Origin of the sequence: Streptomyces sp. AC558_RSS880 (assembly GCF_019049255.1) — a bacterium.
Classification (GTDB): Bacteria; Actinomycetota; Actinomycetes; order Streptomycetales; family Streptomycetaceae; genus Streptomyces.
Genome location: NZ_JAGMUJ010000180.1, coordinates 1 through 1,297, shown reverse-complemented (window position 1 = coordinate 1,297; position 1,297 = coordinate 1). Strand labels below are relative to the sequence as shown.

Here is a 1,297-nt window from a genome sequence, read left to right as displayed (position 1 = left end):
GCGTCAGATGCCCCATGCTCCGCCTTGACCTGGCTCAGGAACCCCGGTTGCTGGAGATCGAAGCCAACACCCGCCAGCGCCTCGGAGAGGCCCAGCGGATGCAGTGGCTCGGTGAGGTCGCCGGGCTGCAGGAGAGCCTGCGGCACATCGCCGACAAGAAACAGCAGGCCGAACGGCTGCGAGCTCAAACCGACCGAGGGGAAGGCGGGGTCGCCGCCCTTGGTTAGGCGATCACGCCTCCGCGATGATCCGGGCCTTCAGGCGGTCATATTCGGCAACCGCGTCCGGTACGTGATCGAAGTAGTCATCCCAGAAACCCGGTCGCTGCCACTCCTGGGGAGCCAGGGTCAGCCGACCGTCCTCCAGTCCGGTGACCCAACAGGTCGGCATGCGATCGGACACGATCTCGAACATGTCGGCGTCCCACAGTCCGGGAGAGTCGATATCGTCCCGCGTCGCACTGCGGTCAGGAAGGCGAAACAGGATGCGCGGGCGGGCGGCGAACACTTCGAGGACCGGATACTCCTCGCCGATCCGCACGCCCGGATGCTCGCTCACGACCGTCGAAGTCCCGGGCTGGATGATTTTGATGCATCGGACGATCACCACTGCAGCCTACGCAGTCCCCGACTCCGCCAGTCTTTCGGCCTGCGGGCGACGACAGGTTCAGCGCCACGAGGACTGCTACGGGCTGGTGAAGTGCGGGTCAGCCAGCAGGACCACACGGTCCGCGTCGACGTCGAAGCCGAGCACCGGGTGACCGGGATCAGTCTCCGGCGTGAACAGCACAGGCTTGCTCAAGCGACGTCCGATCGCGCGCAGGAAACCGCACAGCACGTTTAGTTGCACCTGGCCCTGGAGCTCCCGAAGGTCAACATCGAAGTCGATCGAGTCGGCGGCATAGGGGCGAAAGATCGCCAATACTCCCTGCGTCGGCCAAACCCTCAACATCACGCTGGCCTCGACGCCGCGACCCAACATCACCTCGGCTCGTGGCAGCCGGAGTACGCCACCCTCTTCGGAGTACTCGCAAGCCCACCCCCGTGAGCGCACCAAGTCGAGCACTGCTTGCCAGTCATCGATGGAGGTATCTGCAACCCTCACGTCCGGCAGCGAGCCCATCAAATCGGGGTCGAAGAAGTTCTTGACGTCATCCCACAGCAGGTCAGGCACCGTGCCATGGTGCCCCCTTGTCGATGCTGGCCGCAGCACGATTTCCACGGACCCCGTCGAAGCTCACGACGATCACAACCCATCGGAGACGCAGGAACATCGCGAATAGCAAAGTGCAGAGAAG

2 protein-coding genes and 1 pseudogene are annotated in these 1,297 nt (G+C 64.1%); 1 reads left to right on the top strand and 2 read right to left on the bottom strand.

Annotation, left to right across the window (positions count from 1 at the left end; translation table 11 throughout):
- Positions 1-227, top strand: a pseudogene (locus tag KUM38_RS39380) (site-specific integrase); the annotation flags it as partial.
- A 4-nt stretch (positions 228-231) separates the two neighbouring features.
- Here the strand turns inward: KUM38_RS39380 and KUM38_RS39375 are convergent.
- Positions 232-558, bottom strand: coding sequence for a hypothetical protein (locus KUM38_RS39375; protein WP_254398471.1), 327 nt, complete (start codon positions 556-558; stop codon positions 232-234).
- Positions 559-684: 126 nt separating this feature from the next.
- Positions 685-1,173: a hypothetical protein gene (locus tag KUM38_RS39370; protein ID WP_217136942.1), complete on the bottom strand. Its 489-nt coding sequence runs from the start codon at positions 1,171-1,173 to the stop codon at positions 685-687.
- Positions 1,174-1,297 lie beyond the last annotated feature (124 nt).